This is a genomic window from Proteus sp. G3927 (assembly GCF_963894685.1).
Taxonomy (GTDB): Bacteria; Pseudomonadota; Gammaproteobacteria; order Enterobacterales; family Enterobacteriaceae; genus Proteus; species Proteus mirabilis.
The window spans coordinates 76,515-103,057 of the sequence record NZ_CAWQGX010000027.1 but is presented as its reverse complement, the minus strand read 5'-3'; the positions used below and the strand labels follow the sequence as shown (position 1 = coordinate 103,057).

27 protein-coding genes and 1 pseudogene are annotated in these 26,543 nt (G+C 39.6%); 11 read left to right on the top strand and 17 right to left on the bottom strand.

Annotated elements, in window-relative coordinates:
- The first annotated feature begins 9 nt into the window (after positions 1 to 9).
- The 5 genes from AACV00_RS09955 (at position 10) to flgL (ending at position 5,592) form a co-directional block, all read left to right on the top strand.
- Positions 10 to 753 (top strand): flagellar basal body L-ring protein FlgH, encoded by a 744-nt coding sequence (locus tag AACV00_RS09955; RefSeq protein ID WP_004243532.1) that lies wholly within the window; start codon positions 10 to 12, stop codon positions 751 to 753.
- Between the two features lie 14 nt (positions 754 to 767).
- On the top strand, positions 768 to 1,874 hold the full coding sequence (locus AACV00_RS09950) for a flagellar basal body P-ring protein FlgI (RefSeq protein ID WP_004243531.1): 1,107 nt from the start codon (positions 768 to 770) through the stop codon (positions 1,872 to 1,874).
- Positions 1,874 to 2,860: a flagellar assembly peptidoglycan hydrolase FlgJ gene (gene flgJ, locus AACV00_RS09945; protein ID WP_004243530.1), complete on the top strand. Its 987-nt coding sequence runs from the start codon at positions 1,874 to 1,876 to the stop codon at positions 2,858 to 2,860. Before AACV00_RS09950 ends, flgJ begins: the two co-directional genes overlap by 1 nt.
- A 118-nt stretch (positions 2,861 to 2,978) precedes the next feature.
- Entirely contained in the window at positions 2,979 to 4,622 is a 1,644-nt protein-coding gene (gene flgK, locus AACV00_RS09940) for a flagellar hook-associated protein FlgK (protein WP_004248337.1), read from the top strand.
- A gap of 25 nt (positions 4,623 to 4,647) precedes the next feature.
- Positions 4,648 to 5,592, top strand: a complete 945-nt coding sequence (gene flgL / locus AACV00_RS09935; RefSeq protein ID WP_004243527.1) for a flagellar hook-associated protein FlgL — start codon at positions 4,648 to 4,650, stop codon at positions 5,590 to 5,592.
- Between the two features lie 312 nt (positions 5,593 to 5,904).
- Here the strand turns inward: flgL and fliR are convergent, their stop codons facing one another.
- The 13 genes from fliR to fliF all read right to left on the bottom strand — a co-directional run bounded on the left by fliR (position 5,905) and on the right by fliF (position 16,990).
- Complete coding sequence (gene fliR, locus AACV00_RS09930; RefSeq protein ID WP_004243525.1) at positions 5,905 to 6,687, bottom strand: flagellar biosynthetic protein FliR; 783 nt, start codon at positions 6,685 to 6,687, stop codon at positions 5,905 to 5,907.
- A 5-nt stretch (positions 6,688 to 6,692) separates the two neighbouring features.
- Positions 6,693 to 6,962 (bottom strand): flagellar biosynthesis protein FliQ, encoded by a 270-nt coding sequence (gene fliQ / locus AACV00_RS09925; protein ID WP_004243524.1) that lies wholly within the window; start codon positions 6,960 to 6,962, stop codon positions 6,693 to 6,695.
- 14 nt (positions 6,963 to 6,976) lie between these two features.
- Positions 6,977 to 7,747: a flagellar type III secretion system pore protein FliP gene (fliP, locus tag AACV00_RS09920; protein ID WP_004248331.1), complete on the bottom strand. Its 771-nt coding sequence runs from the start codon at positions 7,745 to 7,747 to the stop codon at positions 6,977 to 6,979.
- Positions 7,747 to 8,193 carry a flagellar biosynthetic protein FliO gene (fliO, locus tag AACV00_RS09915; protein ID WP_004243522.1) on the bottom strand — a complete coding sequence of 149 codons (447 nt, stop codon included), beginning with the start codon at positions 8,191 to 8,193 and terminating at the stop codon, positions 7,747 to 7,749. Before fliO ends, fliP begins: the two co-directional genes overlap by 1 nt.
- Positions 8,194 to 8,196: 3 nt before the next feature.
- The gene (gene fliN, locus AACV00_RS09910) at positions 8,197 to 8,607 is read right to left on the bottom strand and encodes a flagellar motor switch protein FliN (RefSeq protein ID WP_004243521.1); all 411 of its coding nucleotides are present in this window, start codon (positions 8,605 to 8,607) and stop codon (positions 8,197 to 8,199) included.
- On the bottom strand, positions 8,600 to 9,631 hold the full coding sequence (fliM, locus tag AACV00_RS09905) for a flagellar motor switch protein FliM (RefSeq protein WP_004243520.1): 1,032 nt from the start codon (positions 9,629 to 9,631) through the stop codon (positions 8,600 to 8,602). The genes fliN and fliM overlap by 8 nt, the downstream gene beginning before the upstream one ends.
- A gap of 5 nt (positions 9,632 to 9,636) precedes the next feature.
- Entirely contained in the window at positions 9,637 to 10,119 is a 483-nt protein-coding gene (gene fliL / locus AACV00_RS09900; protein ID WP_004243519.1) for a flagellar basal body-associated protein FliL, read from the bottom strand.
- A 177-nt stretch (positions 10,120 to 10,296) separates the two neighbouring features.
- Positions 10,297 to 11,709 (bottom strand): flagellar hook-length control protein FliK, encoded by a 1,413-nt coding sequence (locus AACV00_RS09895; protein ID WP_036969829.1) that lies wholly within the window; start codon positions 11,707 to 11,709, stop codon positions 10,297 to 10,299.
- The gene (fliJ, locus tag AACV00_RS09890) at positions 11,709 to 12,155 is read right to left on the bottom strand and encodes a flagellar export protein FliJ (protein WP_004243513.1); all 447 of its coding nucleotides are present in this window, start codon (positions 12,153 to 12,155) and stop codon (positions 11,709 to 11,711) included. Before fliJ ends, AACV00_RS09895 begins: the two co-directional genes overlap by 1 nt.
- A gap of 30 nt (positions 12,156 to 12,185) precedes the next feature.
- Complete coding sequence (gene fliI, locus AACV00_RS09885; RefSeq protein WP_046334241.1) at positions 12,186 to 13,559, bottom strand: flagellar protein export ATPase FliI; 1,374 nt, start codon at positions 13,557 to 13,559, stop codon at positions 12,186 to 12,188.
- Positions 13,559 to 14,281, bottom strand: coding sequence for a flagellar assembly protein FliH (gene fliH / locus AACV00_RS09880; RefSeq protein WP_004243511.1), 723 nt, complete (start codon positions 14,279 to 14,281; stop codon positions 13,559 to 13,561). The genes fliI and fliH overlap by 1 nt, the downstream gene beginning before the upstream one ends.
- On the bottom strand, positions 14,274 to 15,272 hold the full coding sequence (gene fliG / locus AACV00_RS09875) for a flagellar motor switch protein FliG (protein WP_004243510.1): 999 nt from the start codon (positions 15,270 to 15,272) through the stop codon (positions 14,274 to 14,276). Before fliG ends, fliH begins: the two co-directional genes overlap by 8 nt.
- Entirely contained in the window at positions 15,269 to 16,990 is a 1,722-nt protein-coding gene (gene fliF, locus AACV00_RS09870; protein WP_104459752.1) for a flagellar basal-body MS-ring/collar protein FliF, read from the bottom strand. Before fliF ends, fliG begins: the two co-directional genes overlap by 4 nt.
- Positions 16,991 to 17,266: 276 nt before the next feature.
- Between fliF and fliE the strand changes: the two genes are divergently transcribed.
- On the top strand, positions 17,267 to 17,578 hold the full coding sequence (fliE, locus tag AACV00_RS09865) for a flagellar hook-basal body complex protein FliE (RefSeq protein WP_004248328.1): 312 nt from the start codon (positions 17,267 to 17,269) through the stop codon (positions 17,576 to 17,578).
- A gap of 256 nt (positions 17,579 to 17,834) precedes the next feature.
- On the opposite strand, the gene AACV00_RS09860 is transcribed toward fliE, so the two are convergent.
- Positions 17,835 to 18,560: a fimbrial protein gene (locus AACV00_RS09860; RefSeq protein ID WP_104459750.1), complete on the bottom strand. Its 726-nt coding sequence runs from the start codon at positions 18,558 to 18,560 to the stop codon at positions 17,835 to 17,837.
- Positions 18,561 to 18,958: 398 nt separating this feature from the next.
- Between AACV00_RS09860 and AACV00_RS09855 the strand changes: the two are divergent.
- The 3 genes and pseudogenes from AACV00_RS09855 to AACV00_RS09845 all read left to right on the top strand — a co-directional run bounded on the left by AACV00_RS09855 (position 18,959) and on the right by AACV00_RS09845 (position 21,101).
- Positions 18,959 to 19,189: pseudogene (locus AACV00_RS09855) on the top strand (DUF6500 family protein).
- Positions 19,190 to 19,290: 101 nt separating this feature from the next.
- Positions 19,291 to 19,506 (top strand): hypothetical protein, encoded by a 216-nt coding sequence (locus AACV00_RS09850; RefSeq protein ID WP_004243502.1) that lies wholly within the window; start codon positions 19,291 to 19,293, stop codon positions 19,504 to 19,506.
- Positions 19,507 to 19,958: 452 nt separating this feature from the next.
- Positions 19,959 to 21,101, top strand: a complete 1,143-nt coding sequence (locus tag AACV00_RS09845) for a hypothetical protein (RefSeq protein ID WP_104459749.1) — start codon at positions 19,959 to 19,961, stop codon at positions 21,099 to 21,101.
- 293 nt (positions 21,102 to 21,394) lie between these two features.
- Here the strand turns inward: AACV00_RS09845 and fliT are convergent, their stop codons facing one another.
- Genes fliT through fliD form a run of 3 tightly spaced genes read right to left on the bottom strand, consistent with a single transcriptional unit; the run spans position 21,395 to position 23,609 of the window.
- A complete protein-coding gene (gene fliT / locus AACV00_RS09840; protein WP_004243500.1) occupies positions 21,395 to 21,748 on the bottom strand; it encodes a flagellar protein FliT in 354 nt (117 codons plus the stop codon).
- Between the two features lie 18 nt (positions 21,749 to 21,766).
- Positions 21,767 to 22,165, bottom strand: a complete 399-nt coding sequence (gene fliS, locus AACV00_RS09835; protein WP_004243499.1) for a flagellar export chaperone FliS — start codon at positions 22,163 to 22,165, stop codon at positions 21,767 to 21,769.
- Positions 22,166 to 22,190: 25 nt separating this feature from the next.
- Positions 22,191 to 23,609: a flagellar filament capping protein FliD gene (gene fliD, locus AACV00_RS09830; RefSeq protein ID WP_004248323.1), complete on the bottom strand. Its 1,419-nt coding sequence runs from the start codon at positions 23,607 to 23,609 to the stop codon at positions 22,191 to 22,193.
- 386 nt (positions 23,610 to 23,995) lie between these two features.
- Between fliD and AACV00_RS09825 the strand changes: the two genes are divergently transcribed.
- Together AACV00_RS09825 and AACV00_RS09820 are read left to right on the top strand one after the other, a co-directional pair.
- Positions 23,996 to 25,108: a FliC/FljB family flagellin gene (locus tag AACV00_RS09825; protein WP_104459748.1), complete on the top strand. Its 1,113-nt coding sequence runs from the start codon at positions 23,996 to 23,998 to the stop codon at positions 25,106 to 25,108.
- Between the two features lie 309 nt (positions 25,109 to 25,417).
- Positions 25,418 to 26,521, top strand: a complete 1,104-nt coding sequence (locus AACV00_RS09820) for a FliC/FljB family flagellin (protein WP_004248321.1) — start codon at positions 25,418 to 25,420, stop codon at positions 26,519 to 26,521.
- The last annotated feature ends 22 nt before the right edge of the window (positions 26,522 to 26,543 follow it).

Sequence of the window (26,543 nt, the reverse complement as noted above, 5' to 3'; positions counted from 1 at the left end):
GTATCGAAGATGGATACAAAGGTCATTACTGACAATTCTGGGGCAAGCAAGCTTAGTGTCAGATGGCGTCGTCATCAACGTTTAGGTACCGCCCTGTTGGTACTGACACTAGCAGGGTGCGCTCAGATACCGAAAAAACCATTGGTTGAAGGACACACCACGGCAATACCTACTGCGCCTACCACACCAGCACCTAATGGCTCTATTTTTCAGGCTACCCAGCCGGTTTATTTTGGTTATCAGCCATTATTTGAAGATAGGCGACCGCGAAATATTGGCGATACATTGACTATCACCTTGCAAGAAAATGTCAGTGCCAGTAAAAACTCGTCGGCGAATGCCAGTCGCAATGGTAAAGCCGGTTTCCTTGCTTCTATTACACCAAGGTTCTTAGAAGGATTATTAGGGAATAGCCGTACTGATATGGGCATGGAAGGAAACAGTGAGTTCGGTGGTAAAGGTGGTGCTAATGCAAATAACACCTTTAAAGGCACCATTACGGTAACGGTTGATCAGTTATTGGCAAATGGCAATCTACACGTTGTGGGTGAAAAACAAATTGCGATAAACCAAGGTACTGAATTTATTCGATTTTCAGGCGTTGTGAATCCGCGCACTATCAGTGGCTCAAACACGGTAAATTCAACCCAAGTTGCTGATGCGCGTATTGAATATATCGGAGACGGTTATATTAATGAAGCGCAATCCATGGGATGGCTACAACGTTTCTTCTTAAATGTATCACCTTTTTAACGAGTAGGATCTAGATGAAAAAATTAGCGATTAGCCTTTTCTTTATCGTGATGACATGTGTCGGCTTTTCTGCCCATGCCGAACGGATCAGAGATCTTACTTCGGTTGAAGGGGTAAGAGAAAATGCGCTGATTGGTTATGGTTTGGTTGTCGGCCTCGATGGTACGGGTGACCAAACCATGCAAACACCTTTTACCACGCAAAGTCTAAATAACATGCTCTCACAATTGGGGATCACCGTACCTGCGGGCACCAATATGCAGTTAAAAAACGTCGCGGCAGTGATGGTGACAGCAAAACTACCTCCTTTTGGTCGTACTGGGCAATCTATCGATGTGGTTGTTTCTTCATTAGGTAATGCCAAAAGTTTACGAGGTGGTACGTTACTGATGACCCCACTTAAAGGGGTAGATAGTCAGGTTTATGCGGTAGCCCAAGGGAATATTATTGTCGGTGGCTCTGGTGCTTCTGCGGGGGGCAGCAGCGTAAAAGTCAATCAATTAGCGGGTGGACGTATTAGTAACGGTGCCATTATTGAGCGTGAGTTACCTTCTCAGTTTGGTCAAACGGGATTATTAAACTTACAGCTTAACGAAGAAAACTTCACGCTAGCACAAAGTATTGCTGATGCGATTAATAAACTACGAGGGGTAGGAACGGCGCTTCCTCTTGATGCCCGTACGGTGCAATTACGTGTACCTCTTGGTAAAAGTGAACAAGTTCGTTTCTTAGCAGATGTGCAAAACCTTGAGGTAAAACGAGTTATTGCTGATGCTAAAGTGATTATCAATGCAAGAACAGGTTCCGTTGTAATGAACCGTGATGTGGTATTAGGTAGCTGTGCCATCGCACAAGGCAACTTATCTGTTACGGTAGATAGCCAAGTGAATGTGAGTCAACCGAATACTCCTTTTGCAGGTGGCAGTACGGTTGTGTCACGTAATACGAGTGTTAATGTCAATGAAAAGGGTGGTTCATTACAAAAAGTCAACGCCAGTGCTAGCCTCAATGAAGTGATCCGTTCACTCAATGCGCTAGGTGCGACCCCAACAGATCTCATGTCGATATTACAAGCGATGGAAAGTGCGGGTTGTTTACGGGCGAGATTGGAGATTATCTGATGAAAGAGTTATCTCTGCTTTCTTCAATGCCGAATATTTCAACGCCGGCATATGATAGTAACGCATTGAATAAACTTAAATATCAGGTTGGACAAAATGCCGATCAGCAAGGGCTGCGCCAAGTGGCGCAGCAACTTGAGGGGGTTTTTGTGCAAATGATGTTAAAAAGTATGCGTGAAGCTATTCCACAAGAGAGTATGTTCAATTCAGAAAGCACTAAAATGTACACCTCTCTTTATGATCAGCAAATTGCTCAAGATTTATCCAAAAAAGGCTTGGGGTTTGCTGACATGATTGAAAAACAACTATCAGCTAAAGTAACGATGGAACCGAGCGAACTGGCCGGTAAAACGCCGATGCCATTAGACAGCAGTGATATTTTTCAATCAATGCCAACACAAGCATTAGGCCAGCTCTATCGTGCGATGCAACCGTTACAAAATGCAGTTGAAAGTACGGTAGGCAAGTTAAAAGGACTGTCTGAAAGTAGCGCTTCTTTTGCCGCTAAATTGTTAGGGCCTGCTAAACAAGCGACACAAGGTACAGGTATTCATCATCTTTTAGTTGTAGCACAAGCGGCACTAGAATCTGGCTGGGGTAAACGAGAAATTTTAACGGGTGATGGAAAACCGAGCTACAACCTGTTTGGTATTAAAGCGGGGCGTTATTGGAAAGGGCCTGTCACTAATATTATGACAACGGAAGTGATTGACGGTAAATCGATCAAGATGCGTGATAATTTCCGTGTCTACGGCTCTTATGTGGAGGCTATCCAAGATTATCTAAGATTGCTTACGGAAAGCCCGCGCTATGCCAAAGTACCGCAAGCCAAAACACCAGAACAGGCTGCTTATCATATTCAAGAAGCCGGTTATGCAACCGATCCGGGGTATGCCAAAAAACTTGTTTCTATTATAGGGCAATTAAAGGGACAGGGTGAGCAAGTTGCGAAAACTTATACGCATGATTTAAGTGAACTCTTTTAACTATTCTCCCCTCAAGTTTAGGGGGGAATAACCGATAACAAATAGCAGAGCATCCATATCAATTGCCTAGTTATGCTCCGAACATACAGGAGATGACTAAACGTAAAAGGATAGACAAATGTCCAACAATTTAATTAATACAGCGATGAGCGGGCTTAATGCAGCACAAGCTGCGATGAGCACAATTAGTAATAATATCGCTAACCAAAAAGTAAATTGGTATAACCGTCAAATGACCGTATTTAATGAAAACGGTGGCACGATGACCAGTAATGGTTATATTGGAAATGGTGTTAATGTGAGTCGTATTCATCGCGAATATAATGAGTTCCTAGCGGGGCAAATGAATCGTGCGGTAACAAAACAGAGTGCTTTAAATAGCTATAACAAAAATATCTCGCAAATAAATAATTTATTAGCGGATAAAGGCAATGATGTTTCCAGTGCAATTGATGACTTCTTTACCAGCTTACCTAATGTAACGAACAATGCGGAAGATAACCCAGCTCGTACCACCATACTGGGTAAAGCGGAAGCAATGGTGAATATGTTTAACAAAGCGGATCAATCATTACGCGATCTCGAAAAAGACATTAATAGCCAAGTCACTAATACCACTAAGAATATTAATGAATATTCCAAGCAGATAGCTAAATTAAATCAAGAAATTAGCCGCTCACAAGGTTTTAATGGTGCCGAGCCTAATGATCTGCTCGACCAACGCGACCGCTTAATTCAAGAGCTAAATACGCTAGTTGATGTACAAGTGACCCAACAAGATGGCGGGTTTGTTAATGTCAGCTTTGCCAATGGTCTTCCTCTTGTTGCAGGGACGCGCTCTTATGAAGTCTCTGCTATTCCTTCCAGTAAAAACAGTGAACGCCTTGTTGTTGGTTATAGCAACGGTATTGATGAAGTCCGTGAAGTTGATGCTAAACGTATTAATGGCGGTGAATTAGGTGGCGCTTACCGTAGCCGTAATGAAGTATTAGATGCCAGCCGAAATCAATTAAACCAATTAGCTTTAGTGTTGGGCGATCAATTTAATAAACAACATGAGCAAGGTTTTGATTTAAACGGCGATAAAGGTGATAAGTTCTTCAACCTAGGTGGGGCACATACCATGCCTAATGGTAAGAACAAAGGTGATGCGACTTTCGATGTCAAATACACTGACACAAGAGAAGTTAAAGCTGCGGATTATACGGTTAAGTATGAAGGTGGTAAATGGAATGTCACTGTAGAGCCGGGGAATCGTAAATTTACAGCAACACCTAATGCAACAACGGGTGAATTAGAATTCGAAGGAATGAGCATCAAAGTCAATGGAGCTGCACAAGAGGGCGATTCTATCGTTGTTCAATCTGTAGGCAACGTGATTGCAGGAATGAGTGTTGCAATCAGCGATCCAAGCAAAATAGCTGCCGCGGGTACAAAAGACTCTGGACCTAGTGATAATGAGAACATGAAAAAATTGTTCGAATTACCCGATGAAAAACTTATCGATGGTAAAGCAACAATTGCTGGTGGTTATGGCTCACTAATAAGTATGGTGGGTAATAAAGTGAATACTGCGCAAGTTGATTATGATGCGCAAAATGCGATCACCAGCAGTATTTTAACACAGCAACAATCGGTTTCAGGGGTCAACTTGGATGAAGAATACGGCGAAATGTATCGTATCCAAGAGTATTACATGGCAAATGCAAAAGTTATTCAAACTGCAAATACCATGTTTGATGCGATTATGCAGGTCTTATAAACCCTCTTTGATTAAGGAATAAATCGTGCGTTTAAGTTCAAATCAAATTTACACTCAGCGAGTGGATAATATTACTAGCTCGCAAAGTAGATGGATGACAGAAGGGAATAAAATTTCCAGTGGTCGACGTGTTGAAAAACCTTCTGATGATCCGATGGCGGCCTCACAAGCGGTAATGGTTAAGCAATCTGAAGCGCGTAATCAGCAATATGCGACAGCACGTGGATTTGCTAAAAACAGCATGTCATTGCAAATGAGCCTTTCAAGCCAAATGGTCAATATCACCACAAAAATTCAAGAAACATTAGTGGCTGCCGGTAATGATGGCGCATTAAGTGATGAAGATCGTGCCTCTCTTGCGGAACAATTAAGTGGTTTAAAAGATCAGTTAGTGGGGATTGGCAATACGAAAGATGGTGTTGGACGTTATGTTTTTGCTGGTTTCCAAACAGATAAACCACCTTTTGTTGCTGACAAAACGGGTAAAATCACCTACCAAGGTGGAGACAAGCAAATTACTCAAAAAGTTGATAGTAATATTGAAATGGTATCCAACTTTACAGGGATAGAAACGTTACAATCATCGGGAGGAAAAGGCACAGAGCCAGATATTTTTAATGCCTTAGATGAAGCCATCAGTGCACTACGTGAACCTCTAGTTGGAAAACCACAAGCTGATCGTGATGCTGCATTAGATAAGATTAATACGGCTAACCGTGTTAATCGCGCCACATTAAATAATATTTCTAGTGTGGAAGCTAAATTAGGTTTACAGCTTCAAGAACTTGATAATTTAGATGATTTAGGTGCAGATACCTCATTAAGAAATGCTAAACGCTTAAGTGAGTTACGTGACTTAGATTGGACACAAGCAATTTCAGATTATTATCAAGAAGAGTCGGTATTACAGGCATCTTATAAAGTCTTTAATGACATGAAAGAGATGTCGATGTTTAAGATGTATCGTTAATTTAGTCACAATAGTAAATAGCATCTTATTCTATAAAATAAGCGATTATCCCCCGATATTTATCAGGGGATTTTTTTATCTGTAACGAATGAAGTCAGTACAAGGTTTATGCATGACTTTAGTCGCAGTAGCAGTAAGTGCCCGTGCTGATCCTTTAGCACGAATATTAAGTTATCTAGCTGACTTTATTCATCACTGGTTTATAGCAAATGATATATTAATTGTGGAATAAACAAAACAAGTGACAAAAAGCAGATTAAATTTAATTAGCCAATGGAAAAATAGATAACACAATCTCAATCATCAGGTTTTTCAAGAAACTAATTGCTGCAATATTAAGGTAATACGATTGAATGTATCGCTAAAGACGCGCTCAGTAAACACAGGTAATGCTGGCATAATCAGTGATAACGCCAACATACCGATCGTGAGGGTAAGAGGGAAACCGACCACAAAAACAGAAAGCTGTGGTGTCATACGGTTTAAAATACCTAATGAAAGGTTGAGTACTAATAGTAGAGTGATTAATGGCATGGCTAACATCATCCCGTTAATAAATATAGTGCCACCACTTTGTACTAAAGTAAGGATACCCAATGAATTAAAGGTCTGATTTCCAATAGGAACAACATAGAAAGTATCTGCTAATACTGATAACAGCCATAAATGCCCATCAAACACCATAAAAAGCAACATGGTTAACATGTTAAAGATACGAGCAAGAATAGGCATATTCGGGCCACCTGAAGGATCGACGAAAGTCGCAAATGACAGCCCCATCTGTAAACCAATCACTTCTCCTGCATGACGTACAGAAGCAAAAGCTAACTGCATAGATAAGCCTAAAATTGTGCCAATTAAAATTTGTTGGATCAGTACCCAAAAAGCCATGATAGAAAAGAGAGGTACTTGACTTTGCGGTAGCCCTGGTGCAATTAACGCCGTGGTTAAAAAGGCGAGTCCAATACGAAATTTTTTAGGTGTCTGTTTTTCACTAAACAAAGGCGCGGTACTAAAGAGTGCCAAAATACGCACAAATGGCCAGAAAAAATCACTGATGTAGCCATTAAGTATTTCACTGGTCAAGGTTATCATTGTTATTAGCCAATCATTCCTGGAATGCCAGTAAATAAGTTATGCATATAGTCTAATAACAAACTGAGCATCCACGGGCCTGCGACTAAAATAGCCGCTAATACAGCAAGGATCTTAGGAATAAACGACAGTGTCATTTCGTTTATTTGTGTTGCTGCTTGCAGCATGCTTATTACTAAACCGGTAACCAGTGCAGACAATAATAGAGGTCCAGCAAGGGATAAGGCAATTTTCATCGCTTCCGTTCCTAATGCTAAAACAGATTCAGGCGTCATAAAGAACCTCTTTGCTAGTTAAAAAAGCTTTGAGCCAATGAGCCAAGTATTAACTGCCAGCCATCGACTAATACAAATAACATGAGTTTAAAAGGCAGTGAAACGGTGGCGGGTGGCACCATCATCATACCGAGTGCCATCAAGACGCTGGCAACGACTAAGTCTATGATGAGAAAAGGGATAAAAATCATAAAACCAATTTGAAAAGCGGTTTTTAGCTCACTGGTAATATAAGCAGGTACTAAAATTCGCATAGGTACGCTATCGCGTGTTTCAAATGCGGGGGCATCAGCAAGACGAGCAAAAAGTGCAAGATCGGTTTCGCGCGTTTGTTGCATCATAAACTGGCGCAGTGGTTGTGAGCCATTATCGAGTGCTTGTTCAAAAGTGATTTTATCTTCACTAAAAGGGAGATAAGCATCTTGATAAATTTTATCAAACACCGGTGCCATAATAAAAAATGTCATAAATAGCGCAAGACCCAGTACCACTTGGTTAGGGGGAGCAGAAGGTGTACCTAACGCATTACGCAATAAACCCAGCACAATGATAATCCGAGTAAAACTCGTCATCATCAGTAATACGGCGGGAATAAAACCTAGGGCTGTGATAAAAATCAGTGTTTGTACTGGCAATGACCAGCTTTGGCCACCTCCCGGTAATGGGTGTGAAATAACACTGGGGAATTGAGCAAACGCATGGCTTGGCAATAGTGACAAAATAAGGACACTAGCGAAGAGAGGCCAGCGCTTTAATGCGTTAAAATAAGAGACACACTGATGCATTATGAGTTGCCTTTATCTCGCTTTAGCGTTTTTTGTAATAATTGAATAAATAACGGTGAAGAAGGTGGTATAGGCGCTTCCTGCGAGGCATGATTAGGAATGGGTAAGGTGTGTAACAGATTAATCTGCGATGCCGTAACCCCTAATACAAGCCATTCCTGCTCGATTTCAACAACGACAACACGCTCTTTGGTACCTAATGAACAGCTCGCTTTAACCGTGAGTTGTGCTTGATTAGCTTTAAATGTACCGCGAGCAAAGCCAAAACGGCGGAAAAGCCACATTGCAACAATGATCAGTACAATAATACCCGCAAGCGCGGTGCTGACTTGCACAAGGCTTTGTCCAACGGGTAAAGGTTGCGCCGGTGTTTGGATAGTTTGCGTTGTGGCGGGTGCGGCAGTATTAACCGCACCTTGGCTGGAAAAGGAAGGGATCTGTTCCATAGATCAACGACTCAGACGGCGCATACGTTCTGAAGGAGTGATGATATCGGTAATGCGAATACCATATTTATCAGAAACGACCACGACTTCTCCTTGGGCGATTAAGTAGCCATTGATAAGAATATCAAGGGGTTCACCCGCAAGCCCATCTAATGACACTACAGAGCCTTGTGATAGGCTTAGGAGTTTTTTAATCGTCATTTTGGTACGCCCTAACTCTACTGTCAATTTGACAGGAATATCCATAATCAAATTGATATCAGATAGATGATTAAGCGTATCATCTTCAGGTAACAGATGTTCGAATACGTCGGAACTATTATCTTGGCTTTTGCCAGTTTGCTGTTCCATTGCATCAGCCCACATATCCTCAGCCGATTGTGAATTATCAGTTGGGCGATTTTCATCACTCATTGGTTTGTTCCTCATCCAGAGCGTTTAAAACAGGGTTAATTAAATGTTCAACACGAAGGGCGTATTGCCCATGGACTGTACCGTATTGACTTGTTAATACCGGCACACCATCAACATGTGCAATCAATCTTTCTGGTTTATCAATAGGGAGCACATCCCCTTTTTTCAGGGTAAGGACTTTTGATAAACGCAGCGGAATGTCAGTAAAATTAGCAACCAACTCAAGCTCTGAGTGCTTAACTTGGTTTACTAAACTGTCTAACCAAACGCTATCTTCTTGGCGAAGGTTTTCAATTGGTGGATTGATTAGCCGTTCACGTAGCGGTTCAATCATGGCAAAAGGAATACAGATACTAAATTCCCCTACCATAGAGCCAATTTCTACTTGAAAAGGTGTCGTCACCACAATGTCATTTGGTGATGAGGTGATATTGGTAAATTTTACCTGCATCTCAGAACGAACATATTCAACTTGAATTTTGAAGATGGAGTCCCAAGCATCACGATAGGCATCAAGTGCCAGTTTTAACATTTTGTTGATAATACGCTGCTCTGTATTGGTGAACTCGCGTCCTTCAACGGGAATTGGAAAACGCCCATCGCCACCAAACAGGTTATCAACCGCGATATAAACCAGATTCGGCTCAAAGGTAAATAACGCTGTGCCACGTAACGGTTTTAAATGCACCAAATTTAGATTAGTTGGTACAGGTAGGTTACGGGCAAAGTCATGATAAGGATGAATTTTTATGCCACCAACCGTGATATCAGGGCTTCGGCGAAGCATATTAAACAGCCCCATACGGAATTGACGCGCAAAACGTTCGTTAATAATTTCTAACGACTGTAACCGTTCTCGAACGACACGACGTTGCGTGTTCGGGTCATAAGGCTGAATATCCGGTTCATTCGGATCCTTCGCTATCGCAGGTTCCCTGTTCGCGCTTTTTTGGGCGTCGTCACCTGATGTGTCATCATTCAGCAGAGCATCTATCTCTGCCTGTGAAAGGATATTATCGCTCATAATGATTATCGCAGAATAAACGTGGTAAACAGTACATCGGAGAGGATCTGTTCAGATTCACCCGGTACAAGAGTCGGTCTCAGCGTTTCTTTTATTTCTGTCATGAGTTGTTGTTTCCCCGCATCTGTTGCAATTTTATTAGCGTGTTGACGAGAAAGAAGTAGTAGCAAGCGACTACGAACTTCGGGTAAATAATCATGTAAGCGCTTACGTGTATTCTCATCATGTAAGCGTAACGTGATCCCTATGTAGAGTACGCGATCTAAATGTTCTTCTTCATCAATCAGATTGATGGTAAAAGGCTCTAATGACATAAAAACGGGGGCCGGTATAACTTTTTGCTGACTAGTGCCCGTAGTACCTGATTTAGCATGCTTCAATGCCCACCAACTATATCCACCGAATGCCGCTGCAATAATGGCGATCACCAATAATAGGATGATCAGAATTAAGCTATAGCTTTTACGTTCATTGCTGTAATTAGACATGGACAGTTAAATTCCTGTTTTGTAGTGGATACGTGTTCACTTTTGTGGACTTCCATATCCATCTAAATCAACCTTAATTATCCCGCTATTTCTGTTTTTTAATGGCAGAAACAGATAGGGAAAAAACCATTAACTCTTACGTTTATTGACATAGTGTGTCCTCCCAATACATTTGTATTAGGCAAAAATATCGACACCACCACGAGCAGAGGCTAACTCTTGAGGCGTAAGGGTTATCTTTTGTGCCGTTTCTGAGGCTAATTGCATAGAATTACCCTCGCTTCTTTGATGATTATCGGCACCATTTCCACTAAATTGAGAGGAATCTGACATATTTTGTTGTTGCCAACCGTCATGACTGTCGCTAGACACTTGACTTTGTGTGAGTTGTATCCCATTTTCAGAGAGCGCTTGACGCAAATGATGCAGGGAATTTTCTAACACAGTACGCACTTGTCCATTTTGAGAGGCAAGATGTAATTGAGCCTGTCCATCTTCAATTTTCATGCGAATATGTAATGAACCCAACTCCTCGGGATGTAAACGTAGCTCAGCTTTTTGTAAACCATTACGACTAAACATCACAATTTGCTGATTGAGTTGCTGTTGCCATTCCGGTGTGCCTATTTGTGCATTTAACATCGGGGTAGGCATCGAAGGAAAGTGCATTTGCGCTTGCATCATTGATGACGGTTGTGCATGACTTGCTACTGATGAAGAGGCAAACACCGAAGAGGTTGATAATCTATTGTGTAGATCGCGTTCAGCAATACGGTTATTACCGATTATTTGGTTTGCCAGATTATCGGCTAATTTTGTATTGGCTGATGCTTTGTCATCGGCTAACAATCCATCCGCTTTTTCTGCCACGGAAGATAACAGTGAAGCGTTATCGACTTTCTTTGCTGAATGCCCATTTGTTAAATGGCGAGCTTCATGTGTTGCAAGTTGGGTTAATGACGCTGTTTCAGGTCGTAATTGAGCAAGCAATGATTTGTCATCTGCATTAGCTTGCGTATTGAATTGTTGCCATTTATCGACAAGATCACGCTCAGCACGGGCATTTTCTGCCATAAGATGAGATAACTCGTTTCCATTCCCAGCATGCTTTAACGAGGTTCCCAACGAATGTGGCTGATGAGCTTGGTTGGCTGAAAGCGATGTAGATTTTAACCCTGCAAGCCCAGCAAGTTGTACTGGAAGTTCTGCCGCTAATTCTTCTGCGGACATTAATGAAGAGGCCGTTTTATTTTCAAGAATTGAGCTAAATTGCTCATTATCAGGTAACGAGAGGGCAAGATGGGTATTTTTCGTTGCTGGCGCCTCTAATGCCGCATATTCAGTGACAATAGTATCAATATCGTCATCATTTTGTTGGTCTTTATTTTTTTCAGTGTGATTGTGCGCCTTATTCTCTTTTGAGGAATGGCCTGAAATAGAGGCGTTTTTTTTATCACTGGGTGTATTCTGAGGTTGAGTACTCAGAAGTTGTGCAAATGTCGACGCATTATCACCGGGTTGACTTGTTGTAGCGGATGTCGTTCCCGGAGAGGTTGCTGTGACATCCATGGTCAGAAGCGTTATCTCCATCAAGTTGTTCTCCGTAAAGTACTACGCTGTGCGTACTCATCCATTTGTTTCTGCTCAATACGATCAAGTTGTCGCTTACGGCTATCTTCAGCGCGTTGCTCCAATGTCTCAAACGCATTGAGTCGTTGCTGTTTTTCTCGCCAATGTTCCGTTGCAAGGTCGAGTTGCGCTTGCCAATGACGAAGTTGTTGTTTATGTTGCTCGATAGTTAATTCAAGTGTTTTGAGAAATTGTTGATAGTTTTGCCATGATGCTGATGACATGCCTCCCACATTTAACGTCTGGTTGAGACGAACACGGTATTCATCCTGATACCCGATCAACATATTGAGTTGCTGTTCCATCTGTTGATGACTCTGGCGGACTTGGGCTAGTTGGACAGCGGCTTGTTCTGCCGCTGTCTGTGCCAGTTCCCTCAGTGTCACTAAAGGTGACTGCTCCCGCATTGGAACCCTCTTTACTTTTTCTGATTATGCTCAGAATGAATCTAGTGTGATCAGTTGATTAAGTTGTTCACAAGCATGTTGATAGCTACATTGCTCTTGAATATCTTGTTGTAAGAATTTTGCTAATGATGGATAAAGGGCAATCGCCTTATCCAGCATAGGATCACTGCCTGCAGCATAAGCCCCTACATTAATTAAGTCGCGATTGCGCTGATAACTGGATAATAGCTGCTTAAATACTTGTACTCGGCGATAATGTGTTTTATCAATCAGTGAGGTCATCGCACGGCTAATGGACGCTTCAATATCAATAGCAGGGTAGTGACCCGATTCCGCCAGTGAACGCGAAAGCACGATATGGCCATCCAAAATAGCACGGGCAGAATCAGCGATTGGATCTTGCTGATCGTCACCTTCTGTTAACACGGTATAGAAAGCAGTAATGGAGCCACCACCATCAACGCCATTACCGGCACGCTCAACAAGTGCGGGTAATTTTGCAAATACAGAAGGGGGATAACCTTTTGTCGCCGGCGGTTCACCAACGGCTAAGGCAATTTCACGCTGCGCCATGCTATAGCGAGTTAACGAATCCATAATTAATAAAACATGTTTACCGCGATCACGAAAATCTTCGGCAATACGGGTTGCATAAGAAGCACCTTGCATTCGTAAGAGTGGCGAAACATCAGCAGGTGCTGCTACTACCACTGAGCGTGCTAATCCTTCTTTACCTAGGATATTCTCTATGAAGTCTTTAACTTCACGACCACGTTCACCAATAAGCCCCACGACAATGACGTCGGCTTGAGTAAAACGCGCCATCATACCTAATAGAACACTTTTCCCGACACCTGAGCCGGCAAAGAGTCCCATACGTTGGCCACGGCCGACCGTAAGTAGTGCATTGATGGCACGTACACCCACATCAAGTACATCTGTAATAGGGGTACGTTGTAATGGGTTGATAGGTGGTGTAATCAGTGGGGCTCGATAACTGGTATCTGGCGGCGGTAAACCATCTAGCGGATCACCAGAGCCATCAAGTACGCGGCCTAATAAGGCATCACCAAGGGGCAATTGTCGGCCTTCGCCTTCACGACCGGGGATCGATTGAGCGTAGACTCGAGCACCTGGGGTTAATCCTTCCACTTCTTGTAGTGGCATGAGTAACATTTGGCTACCGTTAAATCCGACGACTTCACTTTCAACTTCTTCAACCGTTTTACCAATGGTACGTTCTATTAAGCAGGTAGAGCCAAGGGGCATAACTAGCCCCTTAGCTTCCATGACTAAGCCTGTAGCACGGGTTAAGCGACCATATTGGCGTATGCGCGGAATTTTATTTAAACGAGATTCTGCTTCATTGAGCTTTTCTAACCAACGCCCCAATCTTGCGGTCATTACAACGCCTCCGGTGCAGCAAGACGACACAATTCATGCCAACGTGTCGCAATTGTGGAATCAAGATCACCATCATTGGTTACAACACGGCATCCCCCTACATGGATACTATTATCAGCCACCACTTTCCAACCGTGGGCGGTAAGAGAATCGCCTAATTCCTTTTCAATCAGAGGGATATGTTTAGGGTTAATCCGTAGCTGTGGATCCCCTGCAAACATCTGCTCTTGTTGCAACATTAGTGTAATTTGAGCAAGTAATGCAGAGCCATCACAGACCGCAGGTTGTCCAAGTACTTCTTTGGCTGCTGTGAGTGCTATCTGCATTAATCGTGAGGCAATAACACTATCTAAACCATTTAATGAATGCCTAAATTCAGCTAATAAGCCTTGCCATTCATTAATAAAAGGTTCTTGTTTAGCAATGCCTTGACGGATACCTTCTTCGATACCCGATTGTAATCCTGCCTGATAGCCTTCCTGATAACCCTGGTTTTTCCCTGCCTCAAAGCCTTCAGCATGGCCCAGTTTTTGAGCCTTTTCTTTCATGTCATCAAGCATATTAATTTGCTCGAGGACTTTCTGTTGCTGAACGACTTCTTTTTCTTGATTTTCGTCTTCCTTCTCGTCTAACCCCGTGTCTTCCTTGACTTTTAATTCCCAGTCAATAAGTTCTTTTGGAACCCAAGGCTTCCAGTTTGTATCAGTATTTTTATCAGACATAGGTATCGTCTCCTCCATGAAGAACAACTTCACCGCTCTCAGCTAAGCGACGTACAATAAGCAGAATTGCTTTTTGCTCAGCTTCCACTTGAGACATGCGAACAGGTCCACGAGACGCCAAGTCATCACGCATAATTTCAGCAGCACGCTGCGACATATTGTTGAGGAAATGATCGCGTAGTTCTTGATCGCAACCTTTTAATGCCACAACCAAGGATTCGGATTCCACTTCCTGTAGAATGCGCTGAATTGAACGGTTGTCGATATCGATAAGGTTTTCGAACAGGAACATTTCGTCGATAATTTTCTGTGCCAATTCGCCGTCGTAATCGCGTACTGCGGTGATAACATTTTCTTCTTGCTGACTTTTCATCAAGTTGATAATTTCAGCTGCAGTACGAACACCACCCATTTTGCTACGTTTGAGATTTTGACCATCAAGTAAATTGTTCAGTACTTCCGTTAATTCAGCTAAGGCTGATGGCTGAACACCACCGAATGTTGCGATACGTAACATAACGTCATTACGTAATTTTTCATCAAACAGAGCAAGAATATCAGCAGCTTGACCACGTTTTAAGTGAACTAAAATGGTGGCGATAATCTGTGGATGTTCATCACGGATAATATCGGCAGCCATTTGTGGCTCCATAAAGTTAAGTGTCTCAATACCTGTTGTGGTTTCACGGGTTTCTGAGATCTCATCGAGCAGATTATTAGCACGCTCTTCACCTAAGGCTTTAACAAGTACAGAGCGTAAATAATCATTAGCATTCACATTTAATGCTGCATACTGAACAGCATCTTCTTCGAAGCTTGCCATCACATCAATGAGTTGTTGATTGGAGATCTGACGCATAGAAGACATCGCAATACTCAGTTGTTGCACTTCACGTGTCGTTAGATGTTTAAATACTTCTGCTGCGCGATCTTCACCCAATGTCAGTAACATAACGGCGCTTTTTTCGGTTCCAGTTAAGTCATTACTCATTGTTCTTTACTCATCCATTGACGAATTACCATGGCTACAACACGAGGATCTTTTTCTGCCATCTCTCGAATGCGTTGGCTTTGTAATTCGGCACTAACACGTTGACGTGCTTGTTTACGTCTTGATTCTTCATCTAATTCGGCTTCGTTGACATCATCTGTCACTTCAAGCTTGGTTTTCAAAATCGCTTTTTGTGCGGCGACTTCTGCTTCACGGCGTTTTTCAAGTTGCGGTTTCACTAATTTACGCCATAAGATCCGCGCGATGATAACAAGCAATAACCAGCGGCCTAAATCTAATGCTTTAGCCAATATTTGTGGATTTTCCCACATAGGAACGCTAATCACTGGCTCTTCGGTATCGTTAAATTGAGAATTAACCACACTTAAAGAGTCACCGCGCTCTTGGGAATAACCCATCGCTTCACGTACTAAACTTTCAATTTGTTGAAGCTGTTCATCGGTTAACGGAACTTGTTTATTTTCGACAATAGGCTCTTCACCTTCTGTTGCTTTTTTCTTGTCTTCTACGGTTTTGTAATTGACGATTACCGCAACAGAAAGGCGCTCAATATTGCCAACAGGTCGTTTAACATGACGAATACGACGATCTACTTCATAGTTGGTTGTTTCATCTAAACGGCTATTGCTGTTTGGATTACGCGTCATTGAACGATTAGCATTGGTAGATGTTGCTTTCTCATCAGCCGCCGTGTCTTTGGCTTTTTCAATCGGCGCTTGCGGTGGTGCAACAGGTTGATTAGATAACGCACCGGGCACACCGCCAGCTAACATGCCTCCATTTTGCTCACTTTGGCTCACTTGTTTTGAGCGTACTGCAGCTTGGTTAGGGGGCTGATTAGGCTTGTACTCTTCAGCGGTTTCTTCTGTATGAGAAAAATCAACTTGAGCGGTGACCTGCGCATGAACATTACCACGCCCAACAATAGGGCCTAATAGTGTTTCAATACGTTGCTGGTAGCGACTTTCCAACTCTTGGACATATTTGAGTTGAATAGAATTAAGATCACGACCTAAAGCATCGGGCTGTGTTAATAACTTACCGCTTTGATCAACAATGGTCACATTACTATCGGGCATACCTGCAACACTACTTGCTACAATATGTACGATGGCATTAATTTGACCTTCGTCCAAGGCTCTACCTTGCAGCAGACCTACTGTTACAGAAGCAGAAGGTGATTTTTGCTCACGAACAAAAAGAGAGGGTTTAGGCAATGCTAAATGAACACGAGCATTTTGCACTGGACCTAAGGTTTCGATGGTACGAGCAAGCTCCCCTTCAAGTGCACGTTGATAGTTAATCTGTTCACTGAACTGGCTGATCCCAAACTTTTCTTTATCAAGTAGTTCAAAACCGGCAGCTCCACCTTTTGGAAGCCCCGCTTGTGCGAGTTTCAGGCGTAATTCATGAACCTGATTGTCAGGTACCATAATCGCAGAACCATTTTGTGATAGGCGATAGGGTACATTCATTTGTGTTAACTGTGTGACAATTTCGCCACCATCTTTATCACTAAGATTACTATAAAGCACTTTATAATCAGGGCTTTGTAGCCATAAAAAAGCAGCAACAAAAATGGCAATCGCCGCCGATCCCGCAATAATAAGCGGAATTTTCGGATCGGCTTTTATCCGGTTAATAATGGCGTTAAAACCTTTTTTCTGGTTCACAACGTCGGTTTTTTCGGCATTCATAGACAATCCTTGCCTTGTAGTTCGGGATGAATACTAAAAGCGTGGCGTAACAAAACAGACTCCCCTTACGCAAATAAATAAACCTACTCTCAGGTGTCTCATTATTGGCCTTTTGCGTTTCATTTAATGGCGTAATTAGCCTTTAACTTTTGCGTTAATTACTCGCTTTGGAATGAAGCCCCTGTGTTAGGGTATTACTCGGTAAGCGTGTTGGTTCACCTACTTACTATGACATTGATTCAAAAATTGAATTAGATGATTAACGCAGAGGTTTATATGTCAATTCCAGCTATTGAAAGTGTTCTGGATAAAATGCAAATTCAAACTTTACAAGCATCCAATATTGCCAAACCCCAGCCAGTACAGGCAGGATTTGCAACTCAGTTGGTTCAAGCAGTAGGTAAAATTAACGAAACTCGTGTTAATGCAACCAACAAAGTACAAGCATTTACGTTAGGTACGCCCGGCGTTGAATTAAATGATGTGATGGTGGATATGCAAAAATCCAGTATTTCATTACAAATGGGCGTACAAGTGCGTAATAAGCTGGTCGCCGCTTATCAAGAGATTATGTCAATGCAGGTGTGATAAAGTTAACTCATTGAGATAAAAGAATATTATCTTTGTTGTGGCTCAATGGGGACATATAGGGGACAGGATCATTCAATGTTTGGCTTAATAGCAATATTGGGCCTTGATCGTTCTCAGTCATCTAAGCATCATAAATATGTCTTGTTTGATGTGACTTTCATACATAAATAGTATTCATTCATATTAATATAAAAAGATAATCACAATATAAATGTTTATGTGGTTATATTGTGATTATCAATTATTCTAAAATTTAGACACCAAAGTTAAAAGCGAGAATCACTTGGCCTGTATAATCAAGACCCATGGTAAGATCAATGCCATCTTCCGTTAACATTTTTTTTGAGTGCAAATAAGTTTGCGCAACATTATACACTATTTGATTATCATTATAGAATGTAGCTTTAAAAGCCTTTCCAGACAATAAGTTAAGCTTATCAGGAGAGACATATTTTTGTTGTTCAGCAGTCCATCCAACGGTAGCACCTTTTACCATTTCGTACTCACGAGACCAATTACCATTATCATAACTGCCATCATTAGCTCGTGAAAGATAAGCATCTTTTTCATCAACTGTTACATTCTTCCACCAGTATGTAATTCCACCTACGGTTTTAGATGTATCGGCACTATCCACTAAATTAAAAGCGTGTGCTCTAAAATTGATATTCATATCAGGAGTTTGGATAAAGGAATTAGGATAGCCGTCAGTTGCTCTAAAAGTTAAAAAAGTTGATGAGTCACATGTCACTGTCAGTGTATTCGAAATAGATGGAAGTTGATTATAGGTCATATCGTTAGGTATCACGGACGGTGAAATATTCCCTAGATTGTAGACTAAATCAACATTGCCACCATTAATAGTACAAGTTGGTGGTTTAATATCACCATTGATTTTTAAGTTAGCAACAGGCGTTTTAGCCAATACTGGCGTTGATATTACACTCAGCATAGCAAGACTGAGTAATACTTTTTTCATATCATTATTCCTTTATTCTTTTTTAGAGGATAAATAACAAAACAATATTATATAATACACCTTTTATTTATTTAATGTTAAATAAATATGTTCTTTAATATATCTAATTTAGACTTTCTTAAAGTGAGTTTATTTTACTATCCGATGTTCTCTAAAAGAAATAATTAAAAATAGTGTTTTAATCCCGATAGGTAAATGTGGGTTTTATATTAATTAAATAAGATTTTTAATTAGATACTCTTATTTAGATTGTTTTATATTTTTATATAAATATAATTAAATTAATCAACTTTAAAACGCTCATTTTTAATAAAACCCTTTTCGTCATTTTCATCTTCACAAGACAATACTTCCTATGTAAGCTGTACTAACTAACAACGCACTGAGTGACACAAACGATGCGCAGAATGTTACAGCAAAAAATCATCCAAGTATGTGATACAAAAATAGCACAAAAGGGATAAGGGGTAGGCCTCTCTTTTTATGCTTTTTTTGCTAATAAAAATGATGATCCTGAATTATTAATGGAAGCGGCAACTTGGTGGATAATGACGCATAAATTAGATCATTTTGAAAAAGCCACAAAAATTAAGAAAATGATACAAACTGAAATGGAAGCTAATCGCTAGATCTGTACGCTGTTATCATTTTTATCAACCTGATACGAAAAAACTGAAAATTATTGATTATTATCACATTAACGTTAGTCATAAACCGTTATGGTAATTTTATGATTAATAACGTAAACGGTGATGATATGGAATATTGGTTTATTGCGTATAAAGTGCGTTCCAGAAATGGTGATACCTACGCCGGGCATAAAATAGTAGAAACTGAGAGTGGGATCACACCCCATATTGCGTTAGAAAAAGCATGTCAGGAAGTTGCACAAGGGGCTCAAGCTGATATTCCTGCGGTGAGAGTTGTGGCATTTAATCGTTTATAAGCGTATCAATTGATAAAAATCTCGCTAAGATCATTAGCGAGATTTTTTTGTTTTTATCTCAACTTCAACGGTAAGAAGAAAAATAAACACTTCGTTAATGATTTATTTTTAACCACTCTCTTCACTATCACAATAAATCATAAATCTATTAAGATTTAGTCTCTTAACTTCGTGAAATATTCGATATTATTTTTATAATCAAAATAATTTTTTCGCTAAAAAAGCAGATAATGAATAGCATTAGTTTAATTAAGATGGCTATACAGCAATTAATATACAACTTAACTTAAATAGTTATTAATTATGTGATCTGAACTGTGATAATGACTTTTTTATATTTGAATAAAAAAAGTGTCGTCGTTAAAGTTTACTTGAGCTAAGGAATAGCTCGATACAAGGAAATAGAGATCATATTTTGATTTTTTAGTAAAACATACAAGGAATTTTTAATTATGACAGTATTAACCGTTTATTTATGTGGTACCGGCGCTTCATCTTTTGATAATAATAATCATAATAATCCTGTTTATTGGCAAGGTGAGCTTGTTTCCACCTTGGCGCATAATAATCTAGATCGCGAATTTGCTCAGTGGTTTATTGTAGATGGCCCAGGTAGCGGTAATTTGCAAGAAGATGATTTATGGGTTGAAAGCCCTAATTATTCAGATATAAAAGGCTCTTTATTTGGCAGTGGATGGGAAGAAAATGTTGAACATGCACTGTGCTTAATGAAAGGCAACTTTGACTGGCAACGTGAAAAGTTAACAGAACAACAATATAATCAACTGAAAAAAGCGGGCATTCCCATTGAAGATGTTGAAGTGACCGGCTCTTTTTTATGGCGTAAATATAATTATGGTGACCGCTATGTCACTCAACAACAACTTCAGCAACAAATTATTCGTACCTTTCGCAAAGATGGCATCATTCCCACCCAAGTGAATTTAATTGGTTGGAGCCGTGGTGGCATCACCTGTCATATGCTTGCCAATGCCATGTTAAAAGATCCCCTATTAAAAGATATTCCAGTCAATATTTTTGCTATTGACCCAGTTCCAGGGCCACTTAATTTCCAACCAGAAAAGGTGACACTAGGTAGCAATGTTAAGGAATATGTCGGATTTTATGCCATTGATGAACGCTCAAAAGGATTTGCTTGCGTTATTCCAACAGTGACTGCTGAGACGAAAATGCATATTTTCCCGCTTTCTGGACGCCATGCGACCTTAGTAGGCAATGCTGCTATTGATGGTAGTGAAGGTAAAAATGCACTATTTTCACCGGGGTTAATTGTGCGACATTTTGCAGAAAGATGTTTAACACGTTGGGGATGTCAATTAGCGAACAAGCTAGAATTAACTGATAAGGAGATATTTGAGCATCATACTGATATTAAAAATGATGTGGATAAATATATTGCTATGCGCCGTAAAACTTATTCCATATATGAAAGTAGCGGTGATGATGAACGTAAAGTTTCATTAGGTAAAGAGGGTAAAGCATTCTCTGATATATATGGGGCACAATATGAGCCTTCTATGGCATTAACCGCAGACTATTTTGCAAACCCTCAACTCTACGATGTGATCAAATAAATCATTTATTATCTATTTGAAACAGTAAGTTTATCGCCTGCCATGTGTAGGCGATTTTTATTTATCGGTGATGATATCAGTAAATGGAGAACAAATAGATGGGGAAGAGTAGGTGATGATAGCGATAGTCTAATGATATAGTGTAATAAATTGAGTTTTTATTATGTTATTTTTATATCATATCATTTAATTGTCACAACGTTACCGATAACAAATAATATCGTATAGCAAGATATAACTCGGTAAATAAAGACGCCATTAGCTAATAAAACCGCTTTTGGCGCAGAGGAAAGTTATTTTAGATTGAGATCAGGATAATAACTATGCTCTGAAAACTGACCATAGCTATTTTGTACCCTCTGCTCTTGTTCAGTCTGTCTTATTAAAACAGCGAGCTTATCTAATCTTGCTCGTAATAAATTTCGCGTCTCATTTTCATTTTCGAGTATTTTCTTTAACATATTGGTGAGCTGCTGTTGTATTATCAGCTCACCCTCAGTGGGTTTTATCATCTTAGTGATAATTTCTACACTTTTTAAATAATCCATTTCCATTTCTATCAGCTGATCCCACTGCTGATTTTTGGCAAGCGTTAACATTTGCTCACTTAATTTCAAAACCTGCTCGTAAGCTGCCATTATATCCATATTTGCTGTCCACGCTTTTTAATAAGAATTAATCTGTGTGCCAATTTGTTGCCAAGCATCAGAAATTTCAGTTAATAACTTGATGACTTCATGAATTTTTTCTGGATTATTTTTTAAATTGGCATCGAGTAGTTGAGTGATCATATAGTCGTAAAGTAATGCTAAATTTTCAGCAAGCTCTTCCCCTTTTTCTTTATCCAGCCCCTGTTTTAAGCCGTTGCCAATAATGTTAATGGCTTTAGAAATATTTTCTCCTTTACCGGCGATATTTCCTTGTTCCATTAATATTAATGCACGGCGAAGGGCGCTTAGCGCCCCATTAAATAGGATTTGGATCAGCTGGTAAGGTGAAGCATTTAAAATCTCACTTTCAACATCAATTTGAGCATACATTTTACTGGCTGATTGTTGATACATAATATCCTAATATCCTACTTAAAAATTAACGTAATAAACGTTCAATTGATGCACTTGAGTTAGTCATGGAGTTGACCATTTTATCTAATAATTGAAACTGTTTTTTATAACGTTCCATCGTCGCTTCAATAGTACGTTTGGTATTTTTAATTTGGTTATCTAACGATTTTTTACGTTTTTTAACACCATCAGTGGCAATATCAAGTGTTCCGTCGTTGGATTGCAGCGTTTTTTTCAGGTAATTATAGGTTTGAGTACCAAAACCTGTTTCTTTACCATCCCCCATAAAAAACTCTTTGACGTTAGCGGGTTTTTCTTTTAATGCTTTATCGAGTTTTTTATCATCAACTTCTAATGTGCCATCAACTTTAAATTTAATGCCCATTTTATTAAGGGTATCAATCTCAGATGAAGATTGAGAACGAGTGATAAAGCTTTTTAGCTCAGACATAATCATCCGGCTAGTGGTATCACCTAATAACACACCATTGTCTTTAGAGGCATCTTCACCTTTTTCAACTTGGGTGTACTTGGTGAAATCTTTATAGGTTTTATTTAATTCATTATAAGCGTCTGTCCAGGCTTTTATGGCCTTTTTCATTGGCTCAATATCACGCGCAACCGTAATAATTTCAGGCTTATCTACGCCATCTTTATTATCATTGGTTTTTTTCTTAAGATTTAATGTGATCCCTTCAGGCGCATCTTTAATTTCATTAGTTTGACGTTCAATTTCAATCCCATTAATCGTTAACTTTGCATTATTTGCTTTAACGATCTCTGTCATTGCACCACTGGTTTTTTCAGTGGAGTAGCTAATAAAATCGTTAAGCTTACTATCACCTTCAACAGTGATTTCCATTTGAGAATCTGTACCTTCTTTACGAGAAGTCAGAACTAAATGGTTAACGCCATCTTGGGCTTTTACAATAGTGGCAGAAACGTTGCCTTCTTTTTTATTGATAGCATCACGTAATTCAATAATAGAAGTTTGGCTGTCTGTTAACTCTATTTTTAAAGGCTCTTTTTCACCTTTTTGGGTGATCACTAAAGTCCGTGTTTTGCCTTCACCTAATGTTTCACCAATAGGATCTTTGATATCACTGACGGCTTTTGATTTCAGTGTTTGAGCATGGGCAAGCTCTGTTACCGAGACCGTATAATTACCAATGCTTGCTTTACCATCAGTGGTTACTTTAAAGGCATCAAACTCATCATCAACTTTGGTGGCGACGATTTTATCGAATTTTTTTAATTCTTCAGATGCTTTCTGTAATTTATCTAATTGGCTACGAATTTTTCCATATGCAGTAATTTGTGCATCGTAGCTTTTCATCTGTTTGTCTAAAGGTTCAAGGCGCTTATTTTCTGCTGCTTCTAATTGCATTAATGTCTCGCCAAGTGGCAGCTTTGAGCCTATTCCTAGTGCACTAATACCAGCCATACTGGTCTCCTTTCTGTGTTCGTAAAATAATCCCTACACAGCGTTATCGGAAGAATTGGCGAAAAGTTTACGTCTATTTACTATTTTTGATGAGGGAAACAGACCGCCATATAGAAGCCTTTTATTGTCATTGAATACTAAAGTCGAATTTTGCATAAGAAAAAAGGTTTATGACGGGAATTGATAAAAATAATATAAAAAAATAATAAATTAATTTCTTTATATATCATTTAGTTAATGACGATTCTATAAAAAATCACAGAAAAATTTGTTGGAAAAGTTAAAGGTTGTATCTGGGGTGCCGATAAACTTGTTGCCGGTGATTGACACCGTAAATGAATAGGCAAACTTTTATTTTATCGACTTGATTTTAAAGGAATCTAGCTATGGCACAAGTCATTAATACCAACTATCTATCCCTGGTAACTCAAAACAACCTGAACAAATCTCAGGGAACTTTAGGAAGTGCAATCGAGCGTCTGTCTTCTGGTCTACGTATCAACAGTGCAAAAGACGATGCAGCGGGTCAAGCAATTGCTAACCGTTTCACTTCAAACGTAAATGGTTTAACTCAAGCTTCACGTAATGCGAACGATGGTATCTCTATCGCTCAAACAACTGAAGGTGCATTAAACGAAATCAACAATAACTTACAACGTATCCGTGAGTTAACTGTTCAAGCGAAAAACGGTACTAACTCTAATTCAGATATCACTTCTATCCAAAACGAAGTGAAAGAACGTTTAGACGAAATCAACCGTATTTCTGAACAAACTCAGTTTAACGGCGTTAAAGTACTGAGCGGTGAGAAATCAGAAATGGTTATCCAAGTTGGTACTAACGATAATGAAACTATCAAATTTAACTTAGATAAAGTTGATAACGATACATTAGGTGTTGCTAGTGATAAACTGTTCACTGAAACTACAGTGACAAAAGGTGAAATTAAAGAAGGTACTGCAATTACAGATGCTAAAACTTTAGCTGCTGGTGCGGATTTCGGTGACGGTACTAATGGTACTGTAAAATCTGCTGCTGCATATAATGTAGATGGTACTGCAGATGCTAATAAAGTTATCATTGAAGATGACGCTGGTGACAAATTTGTTGTTAATAAATCTGATTTAGAAAAAAATGGTGATGACAAATTAGCACTGAAAGCAGGTGCTTCAAAAACAGTATTTGCTGAGGCTGATGCTAAAGAAGTTAAAACTTTAGACGTTAAAGATGACGCTTTAGCAACTTTAGACAAAGCTATCAATACCATTGATGAAAGCCGTTCTAAATTAGGTGCGATTCAAAACCGTTTTGAATCTACTATCAACAACCTGAACAACACTGTTAACAACTTATCTGCTTCACGTAGCCGTATCTTAGATGCTGACTATGCAACAGAAGTTTCTAACATGAGCCGTGGTCAAATCTTGCAACAAGCGGGTACTTCAGTACTTGCTCAAGCAAACCAAGTACCACAAACTGTTCTGTCTCTGTTACGTTAATTCGTACCCTGACACAAAAGATACCTTTCTATATCAAAGGCCCTCATCTGAGGGTCTTTTTTGTCATTTTATTTTATATTTAAACTCACTCTGTTTTAGTTTATTTTTTTCTCTCCATCTATTTTTGTTTTTTCTGCTAGTCATTATCTCTTATAAATTAATTAATTGGCTTTTTTTACTATTTTCGCGACGCGAAAACACATAAATACCTTCGATTTAATGACGATAGTGTTTAGGCAACGTTATTACAGGAGTGTAATAACAAACCTATTAATTAAAAATTTTCAAATAAAATTGAAGGAATATTGTATGGCACAAGTTATTAATACTAATTATCTGTCTTTAGTCACTCAAAATAATCTAAATCGTTCACAAAGCGCACTTGGTAATGCAATTGAACGTTTATCTTCAGGTATGCGTATTAACAGCGCGAAAGACGATGCGGCAGGTCAAGCTATTGCTAACCGTTTCACTTCAAATATTAACGGTTTAACTCAAGCATCTCGTAATGCGAATGATGGTATTTCAGTGTCTCAAACCACTGAAGGTGCATTGAACGAAATCAACAATAACTTACAACGTATTCGTGAATTAACCGTTCAAGCGAAAAACGGGACTAACTCTAACTCAGATATCAACTCTATCCAAAACGAAGTTAATCAACGTTTAGATGAAATCAATCGTGTTTCAGAACAAACTCAGTTTAACGGTGTAAAAGTGTTGAGTGGTGAAAAGTCAAAAATGACCATTCAAGTGGGTACTAATGACAATGAAGTGATTGAATTCAATTTAGATAAAATTGATAACGACACATTAGGTGTTGCTAGTGATAAACTGTTTGATGCTAAAACAGAGAAAAAAGGGGTTACAGCAGCAGGTGATGCAATCGATGCGAAAGATATCGGTGTTTCAGGTGGTGCAAAATATGCGACTGGTATTTCAGTAAAAGAGTATAAAGTAGATGGTAAGGTTTCTGCTAGTAAAGTTGTCTTAAATGATGGTAGCGACGAGTACGTAGTAAGCAAATCAGACTTTACATTAAAATCAGGTACTACTACTGGTGAAGTTGAGTTTACTGGTAGTAAAACCACTAAATTTACTGCAGATGCAGGTAAAGATGTTAAAGTTTTAAATGTTAAGGATAACGCTTTAGCAACTTTAGATAACGCAATTAGTAAGGTTGATGAAAGCCGCTCTAAATTAGGTGCAATTCAAAACCGTTTCCAATCTACTATCAATAACTTAAACAACACTGTTAATAACTTATCTGCTTCACGTAGCCGTATCTTAGATGCTGACTATGCGACAGAAGTGTCCAATATGAGTAAAAATCAAATCTTGCAACAAGCAGGTACTGCTGTACTGGCTCAAGCAAACCAAGTACCACAAACTGTTCTGTCTCTGTTACGTTAATCCTTCATTAAACTCATCTTCA

Excerpts from the sequence above, each read along its gene's own strand:
- AACV00_RS09850 (WP_004243502.1), top strand. The coding sequence starts at position 19,291 with ATGATTAATAACGTAAACGGTGATGATATGGAATATTGGTTTATTGCG.
- fliL (WP_004243519.1), bottom strand. The coding sequence starts at position 10,119 with ATGTCTAATTACAGCAATGAACGTAAAAGCTATAGCTTAATTCTGATC.
- fliN (WP_004243521.1), bottom strand. The coding sequence starts at position 8,607 with ATGAGTGATGAAAATCGCCCAACTGATAATTCACAATCGGCTGAGGAT.
- AACV00_RS09895 (WP_036969829.1), bottom strand. The coding sequence starts at position 11,709 with ATGGAGATAACGCTTCTGACCATGGATGTCACAGCAACCTCTCCGGGA.
- fliG (WP_004243510.1), bottom strand. The coding sequence starts at position 15,272 with ATGAGTAATGACTTAACTGGAACCGAAAAAAGCGCCGTTATGTTACTG.
- AACV00_RS09860 (WP_104459750.1), bottom strand. The coding sequence starts at position 18,560 with ATGAAAAAAGTATTACTCAGTCTTGCTATGCTGAGTGTAATATCAACG.
- fliE (WP_004248328.1), top strand. The coding sequence starts at position 17,267 with ATGTCAATTCCAGCTATTGAAAGTGTTCTGGATAAAATGCAAATTCAA.
- fliR (WP_004243525.1), bottom strand. The coding sequence starts at position 6,687 with ATGATAACCTTGACCAGTGAAATACTTAATGGCTACATCAGTGATTTT.
- fliD (WP_004248323.1), bottom strand. The coding sequence starts at position 23,609 with ATGGCTGGTATTAGTGCACTAGGAATAGGCTCAAAGCTGCCACTTGGC.
- flgK (WP_004248337.1), top strand. The coding sequence starts at position 2,979 with ATGTCCAACAATTTAATTAATACAGCGATGAGCGGGCTTAATGCAGCA.
- fliT (WP_004243500.1), bottom strand. The coding sequence starts at position 21,748 with ATGGATATAATGGCAGCTTACGAGCAGGTTTTGAAATTAAGTGAGCAA.
- fliJ (WP_004243513.1), bottom strand. The coding sequence starts at position 12,155 with ATGCGGGAGCAGTCACCTTTAGTGACACTGAGGGAACTGGCACAGACA.
- AACV00_RS09955 (WP_004243532.1), top strand. The coding sequence starts at position 10 with ATGGATACAAAGGTCATTACTGACAATTCTGGGGCAAGCAAGCTTAGT.
- fliF (WP_104459752.1), bottom strand. The coding sequence starts at position 16,990 with ATGAATGCCGAAAAAACCGACGTTGTGAACCAGAAAAAAGGTTTTAAC.
- fliH (WP_004243511.1), bottom strand. The coding sequence starts at position 14,281 with ATGTCTGATAAAAATACTGATACAAACTGGAAGCCTTGGGTTCCAAAA.
- AACV00_RS09820 (WP_004248321.1), top strand. The coding sequence starts at position 25,418 with ATGGCACAAGTTATTAATACTAATTATCTGTCTTTAGTCACTCAAAAT.
- AACV00_RS09845 (WP_104459749.1), top strand. The coding sequence starts at position 19,959 with ATGACAGTATTAACCGTTTATTTATGTGGTACCGGCGCTTCATCTTTT.
- fliP (WP_004248331.1), bottom strand. The coding sequence starts at position 7,747 with ATGCATCAGTGTGTCTCTTATTTTAACGCATTAAAGCGCTGGCCTCTC.
- fliS (WP_004243499.1), bottom strand. The coding sequence starts at position 22,165 with ATGTATCAACAATCAGCCAGTAAAATGTATGCTCAAATTGATGTTGAA.
- fliI (WP_046334241.1), bottom strand. The coding sequence starts at position 13,559 with ATGACCGCAAGATTGGGGCGTTGGTTAGAAAAGCTCAATGAAGCAGAA.
- fliO (WP_004243522.1), bottom strand. The coding sequence starts at position 8,193 with ATGGAACAGATCCCTTCCTTTTCCAGCCAAGGTGCGGTTAATACTGCC.
- flgJ (WP_004243530.1), top strand. The coding sequence starts at position 1,874 with ATGAAAGAGTTATCTCTGCTTTCTTCAATGCCGAATATTTCAACGCCG.
- fliM (WP_004243520.1), bottom strand. The coding sequence starts at position 9,631 with ATGAGCGATAATATCCTTTCACAGGCAGAGATAGATGCTCTGCTGAAT.
- fliQ (WP_004243524.1), bottom strand. The coding sequence starts at position 6,962 with ATGACGCCTGAATCTGTTTTAGCATTAGGAACGGAAGCGATGAAAATT.
- AACV00_RS09825 (WP_104459748.1), top strand. The coding sequence starts at position 23,996 with ATGGCACAAGTCATTAATACCAACTATCTATCCCTGGTAACTCAAAAC.
- AACV00_RS09950 (WP_004243531.1), top strand. The coding sequence starts at position 768 with ATGAAAAAATTAGCGATTAGCCTTTTCTTTATCGTGATGACATGTGTC.